Genomic DNA, 6,444 nt, shown 5'->3' on the forward strand with positions numbered 1-6,444 from the left:
GGCTTTGTCATATATGATGAAAATGAATATTCGTATTTTATGAAAACGATTTAAAGAACAATCTTCTGCAAGGTTTCCAAAACATAAGTATGCATCACTTCTTTGTAATCAAGATGCGTAACAATTCGGAGTTTTCCATGCCCCAACGCACTAATTAGAATGTTTTTCTCTTTTAATTTCTCGATAAAAACTTTTTCATTTAAGCCTTCGCGAAGCGCAAAAATCAGAATATTAGTTTCTACTGGCTCAATTTTACCTATCCACAGTTGGCGTGACAAAACTTCTGCAATTTCTCTGGCTCTTCTGTGGTCATCAACCAACTTGGCAATATTATGATCTAAAGCAAAATTCCCTGCAGCCGCCAAATATCCAACTTGACGCATACCGCCACCCAATATTTTTCGAATGCGCAAAGCGCTATGAATAGTAGCTTTATCCGCCAAAAGCACCGAACCAATTGGTGCTCCCAATCCTTTGGACAAACAAACCGAAATCGTATCAAACAACGCCCCAAATTCTCTAGGATGCTGCTTCTTGGCAACCACGGCATTCCAGATTCGGGCACCATCCAAATGGAATTTTAAATTATTGGCATCACAAACCGCTTTTATTTTCTTTAATTCTTCCAATTCATAACAAGCTCCTCCCCCTTTATTCGTCGTGTTTTCCACACACACCAAACTCGTTAGCGGGCTATGGTAAAATTCAGGATCATTTATCGCTCCAGCTACTTGTTCAGCTGTAATCATCCCTCTATCGCCATCCAGCAAACAACAAGAAACTCCACTGTTGAACGAAACACCACCTCCTTCATAATGATACACATGGGCATATTTATCAGCAATTAATTGCTCCCCAGGTTGGGTATGCAACTTAATAGCTGTTTGATTTGCCATAGTCCCAGACGGAAAAAAAAGCCCCGCTTCCATACCAAACATCCCAGCCAATCTCGCTTCAAGTGCAATAACAGTTGGATCTTGCTTGTACACATCATCCCCCACTTGAGCGTTAAACATGTATTGCAACATTTCCACCGATGGTTTGGTAATCGTATCGCTAATCAAATTTATTTCCATAATCTAAAAACTATATCCTATTTTTGCATTCAAAACTAGTAAAATTATTAGGAGCTAATCCTGCTATTCGTTGCAATCTTTTCTATTTTTAAAGAAAAAATAGAAAAGGATTTCCACTGCTATCAGGGCTAATACTGCTAACCCAATAATTTTCGACACAAAACTACTATAATTTATGACAACTACCGAACAAATAAAAGGTATTGTGGAACGCCTTGGTGCGTTGAGGAGGTATCTTTGACGTTGATGCCAAGCTTATCGAAATTGCCAACGAGGAAGAAAAAACCTTTGCACCAGACTTTTGGAACAACGCCAAAGAAGCTGAAATTATTGTAAAAAACCTTCGAGGAAAAAAGAAATGGATAGAAGATTACAACAAGGCTGTCGAAATGACAGACGAGTTGCAGCTTGCCTATGATTTCTACAAAGAAGGAGAGCTAACTCCCGAAGAATTAGACGATCAGTACAATTCAACTCAAGCTCATATTGAAGCTATCGAATTCAAAAATATGCTTTCAGAAGAAGGTGATTCTTTGAGTGCCGTACTTCAAATTACAGCCGGAGCCGGTGGTACCGAAAGTTGCGATTGGGCTGAAATGCTTATGCGTATGTACATGATGTGGGCCGAAAAAGAAGGTTATAAAATTCGGGAACTGAATTTTCAAAAAGGCGATGCAGCAGGAATAAAAACAGTGACACTCGAGATTGAAGGCGATTATTCTTTTGGATATCTAAAAGGCGAAAATGGTGTTCATCGTTTGGTACGCATTTCCCCTTTTGACAGTAATGCCAAAAGACATACATCATTTGCTTCCGTTTATGTATATCCGCTTGTTGATGATACTATTGAGATTGAAATCAACCCCGCTGATATCGAAATCGTAACCGCCCGTTCCAGTGGTGCTGGAGGTCAAAACGTAAACAAAGTTGAAACCAAAGTACAATTGACACACAAGCCAACCGGAATTCAAATTCAGTGCTCGGAAACCCGTTCTCAACACGACAACAGAACCCGAGCCATGCAAATGTTGCGTTCGCAACTGTATGAAATTGAACTTAAAAAGCAACAAGAGCAACGCAGCGATATTGAAGCAGGAAAAATGAAAATCGAATGGGGATCGCAAATACGCAATTACGTGATGCAGCCTTATAAACTGGTAAAAGACGTAAGAACCGGACAAGAAACCAGCGATGTTGACAGCGTAATGAACGGAAACATCGATGGATTCCTAAAAGCCTACCTGATGATGATGGGACAACGCGAAGAGGAATAATCTGTAGTTTTCAATAAATAATGCATACAAAAATGCCTTTCAAATATTTTTTGAAAGGCATTTTCGTTTTTAACTTATAATAAAACCAATCCTGTTGTGTCGTTTATGACATACTTTCTTAACCTAAAAATCACTTTCTACTGCCATTCAATCAATGAAACCCCAACTCCTACAGTAGTTTGATTGTGATTATAATCAATCAGTGAATTCCCATAACCATGAGAAACCTGCAAGTAGCCTCTAAGATTTCCTTTTATGGGATAAGCCCAAGAAAAAGTAGAACTCCCTCTCATATTTCCGTCAAAATTAAAATTATGACTTCCTATAAAAGTAAGAACACTTTTATTTTTTGTATAAATAATATTCACATCGGCATTGCCTATATAACTTGAAATGTCAGGATTATCACTTTTTGATTCTGGAATCACATACCAAGGTCTGATGTAGATATTCCAATTTTTACGTTCGAAACCCGTCATCAAAATGACCCTATTCCAACTTCTGGTATTGGGATAACTTTTTCCATTCGACTCATGATCAAATGAAACACCAACCATTCTAGTTTTAAATCCTAAAACTTTAAACTTAACTGGAAAATTAAGAATGATTTCGGGTTCATAATTAATTTCCCTGAATGGGCGTGATAATTCTGTATTATAGATTTGCCAATGCGATATTTGGGTATAAGCCACCCACAAATCGGCATGTCCCCATAAAAAGCCTTGCAAAATTTTAGTTTTAAAACTCAACTGAAATTTCATTTCGACAACATCATAGTCAACCTTCGCTGGCGGGACATATTCTGGCGAAGGATTTCCAGAATGTGGTTGCTCATTTGGATTACTCGTCCACACAAAAGGCAAAACATAAATTGCTTTGTAGGGAGTAACCAAAAAAGTTCCTCTTGCCGCGGTGGAGTCTAATTCCCAGCGGGCAACCATGGTTTTGAGTTCAACTTTATCATTAAACAATGCTTGAACTTGAGCATTTGATGAAAAAACAGAAAGGAAAAATAAAATGAATGAGAATCTTGTTAACACAGCTTTGAATTTTATCCAAAGTTAGATTCCTAATAAAGCCTTTATGTTATACATTTAGTTTCAAAGCTTATATAATTCACGTTTTAGTTTAAAACATATTAATTCACAAAAAGCAATTAAGGATTATTTAAAAATTCAAGATATAAATAAGTTCTTTAGATTTAAAATCACTTTCAAATTTTACAATAACCATTTCTAAAACGATATCGCTCAAGAAACTGATAAATAACACAATACAAGCACAATATATAACATCCAAAAACACAATTTCACAAACAAATTATTTAAATTTGTTAGGTATCAAACTTTAAATACCTGCACAATATGAGTAAGAGTTTACCCGAAAAATACAGACATCCATACACATTTGATAAAAAATACAAAAAATCGGCCGTTTATTTCTCCATGGAATTTGCCATCGACCAATGCCTCAAAATCTATTCTGGAGGATTAGGTTTTTTGGCAGGATCACACATGCGAAGTGCCTATGATTTAAAACAAAACTTAATTGGAATCGGAATTTTATGGAAAAAAGGGTATTATGATCAATACCTAAAAGAAGACCTTTCCATGGGATCACTTTTCAGAGAGAAAAACTACAGCTTCCTTGAAGACACGAACATACGATTCACCATAAAAATAAACAATCATGATGTTTGGATTAGAGCTTATTTCCTGAAACCGGAAATCTTTGGGACGGTACCTATGTTTTTTCTTTCCACAGATTTGCCCGAAAATGATTATTTAGCCAAATCAACCACATTTAGACTATACGATTCTGATCCAAGTGCCAAAATAGCCCAAACAATGGTTTTAGGATTGGGTGGTGCCAAATTATTGGATGCCTTGGACTATGAACCGGATATTTATCATTTAAATGAAGCACACGCCGTTTCTTCTGTTTTTCATTTGTACAATAAATACAAAAGCGTTGAAAAAATCAGAGAAAAAATGGTTTTTACAACCCACACTCCAGAAGAAGCAGGAAATGAAAAACATGATATTTATTTGCTCGAAAATTTAAGTTTTTTTGACGGTATACCATTAGAAACCGTTAGAGAAATAACTGGTATCCATGATAATACTTTCAACCATTCACTTGTTGCATTACGATTGAGCCACAAAGCAAATGGAGTCTCCAAATTACATGGTGAAGTTTCTAGGGATATGTGGAAAGATTTCACCGGAATTTGTCCAATAACACATATTACCAACGCCCAAAACAAAAAGTATTGGGTAGATCCGTGGCTAGATGATGCTCATGCCAGTAAAGACAGAGAAGAATTAATAAACCGAAAACAAAGACTTAAAACCAAACTATTTGAAGTTGTCGCTGACCAAACAGGAAAAATATTTGACCCCGAAATACTTACAATCGTATGGGCAAGACGGTTTGCTGATTATAAAAGACCTGATCTGATTACTCGCGATTTTGAAAAATTCAAAAGGGTAATGAGCGATACCAAAAGACCAATTCAAATCATCTTTGCCGGTAAGCCCTACCCTACTGACTATGGAGCAATTCATAATTTTGACAATCTTTCACACATCAGCAAGGAATTCAAAAATATGGCGGTGCTTATAGGTCATGAATTAAAATTATCACGCCAGTTAAAAAAAGGAGCTGATATTTGGTTGAACAATCCGAGAGTAACCCGGGAAGCTTCAGGAACTTCAGGAGTAACCGCAGCTATGAACGGAGCCATAAATTTTTCGACTAATGATGGATGGGTTCGTGAATTCAAAGATTTAAATGAAACCAAAAATTCTTTTGTGTTGCCAATTGTAGATCATACCATACCAACGTATCAACAAGATCAAATGGATTTAGACAATTTATATAGAATGCTAGAAGAAGAAATACTCCCGTTATATTACGATTCTCCAGATGAATGGTGGGATTTAGTAGAAACTAGCATGAAACAAATTGTACCTTTCTTTGATTCTGCCCGAATGGTCGATGAATATTATACAAAAATGTACAATTAAATATTCTCCTTTAGAATTGAAGTTGATTACTAAACCTCGTTATCTGGAAAAATAGCGAGGTTTTTATTTTAATATGATTTTAAAGAACATTAAATTGCTAAAAATTTAAAAATTTTCATATAAATAGAAAAATTTCAATCGTTTTCGTAAATTAGCCCTCGTTACAAAAAATACATTTTACACCTATGGATTTAAACTTCAATAAAAACGAAGATCACAATAAACTTTTACTGTCTGAACTCAGACAAAAATTTGCCAAAGTCAAACTTGGAGGTGGCGAAAAACGAATCGAAAAACTTCACGCCGAAGGTAAAATGACCGCTCGCGAACGTATTGATTACCTGTTGGACGAGAATGCAAAATCTCTCGAGATTGGCGCTTTTGCTGGTAAAAAAATGTATGCAGAACATGGAGGGTGCCCCTCGGGAGGTGTAATAGTAAAAATAGGATACATAAAAGGAAAACAATGCATCGTTGTAGCCAATGATGCTACCGTAAAGGCAGGTGCCTGGTTTCCTATTACAGCAAAGAAAAACCTAAGAGCTCAGGAAATCGCAATGGAAAATCGTCTGCCTATCATCTATTTGGTTGATAGTGCTGGTGTTTATTTGCCTTTACAAGACGAAATTTTCCCAGACAAGGAACATTTTGGACGCATCTTTAGAAACAACGCCATAATGAGTAGTATGGGAATTACCCAAATAGCCGCCGTAATGGGAAGCTGTGTTGCGGGAGGTGCTTATCTCCCGATTATGAGTGATGAAGCCTTAATTGTGGACAAAACGGGAAGTATTTTCTTGGCGGGAAGTTATTTGGTAAAAGCTGCCATTGGCGAAAGCATCGATAATGAAACCTTGGGTGGAGCGACAACACATTGTGAAATTTCGGGAGTAACAGATTACAAAGCAAAAGACGACAAAGACGCATTGGACAAAATTAAAAATATTGTCGATAAAATTGGTGATTTTGACAAAGCAGGATTCAATCGTATCAAAGCAGAAAAACCTGCTTTAGACGAAAAAGATATCTATGGAATTCTACCAAAAGCCAGAAACGAACAATATG

The 6,444-nt window shown here is 36.5% G+C and carries 5 protein-coding genes; 3 read left to right on the top strand and 2 right to left on the bottom strand.

Features of this window, described 5'->3' with window-relative positions:
* Window positions 1-50: 50 nt before the first annotated feature.
* Window positions 51-1,076, bottom strand: coding sequence for a GntG family PLP-dependent aldolase (locus tag VFS71_RS02985; protein WP_326399298.1), 1,026 nt, complete (start codon window positions 1,074-1,076; stop codon window positions 51-53).
* 175 nt (window positions 1,077-1,251) lie between these two features.
* Here VFS71_RS02985 and prfB point away from each other — a divergent pair.
* Window positions 1,252-2,350, top strand: a protein-coding gene (gene prfB / locus VFS71_RS02990) for a peptide chain release factor 2 (protein WP_326399299.1) whose coding sequence is annotated in 2 segments (ribosomal slippage) — window positions 1,252-1,314 and window positions 1,316-2,350 — 1,098 coding nt in all. Because the reading frame shifts where the segments join, the coding sequence is not laid out codon by codon here.
* 137 nt (window positions 2,351-2,487) lie between these two features.
* Here prfB and VFS71_RS02995 read toward each other — a convergent pair.
* Window positions 2,488-3,390, bottom strand: a complete 903-nt coding sequence (locus VFS71_RS02995; RefSeq protein WP_326399300.1) for a phospholipase A — start codon at window positions 3,388-3,390, stop codon at window positions 2,488-2,490.
* 324 nt (window positions 3,391-3,714) lie between these two features.
* On the opposite strand from VFS71_RS02995, the gene glgP reads away from it, so the two are divergent.
* The gene (gene glgP / locus VFS71_RS03000; protein ID WP_326399301.1) at window positions 3,715-5,379 is read left to right on the top strand and encodes an alpha-glucan family phosphorylase; all 1,665 of its coding nucleotides are present in this window, start codon (window positions 3,715-3,717) and stop codon (window positions 5,377-5,379) included.
* A 185-nt stretch (window positions 5,380-5,564) separates the two neighbouring features.
* Window positions 5,565-6,444, top strand: an 880-nt coding sequence (locus VFS71_RS03005) for an acyl-CoA carboxylase subunit beta (protein ID WP_326399302.1), incomplete at its 3' end; no start/stop codon positions are given.

This window comes from Flavobacterium sp., assembly GCF_035760125.1.
GTDB lineage: Bacteria > Bacteroidota > Bacteroidia > Flavobacteriales > Flavobacteriaceae > Flavobacterium.

Excerpts from the sequence above, each read along its gene's own strand:
- VFS71_RS02985 (WP_326399298.1), bottom strand. The coding sequence starts at position 1,076 with ATGGAAATAAATTTGATTAGCGATACGATTACCAAACCATCGGTGGAA.
- glgP (WP_326399301.1), top strand. The coding sequence starts at position 3,715 with ATGAGTAAGAGTTTACCCGAAAAATACAGACATCCATACACATTTGAT.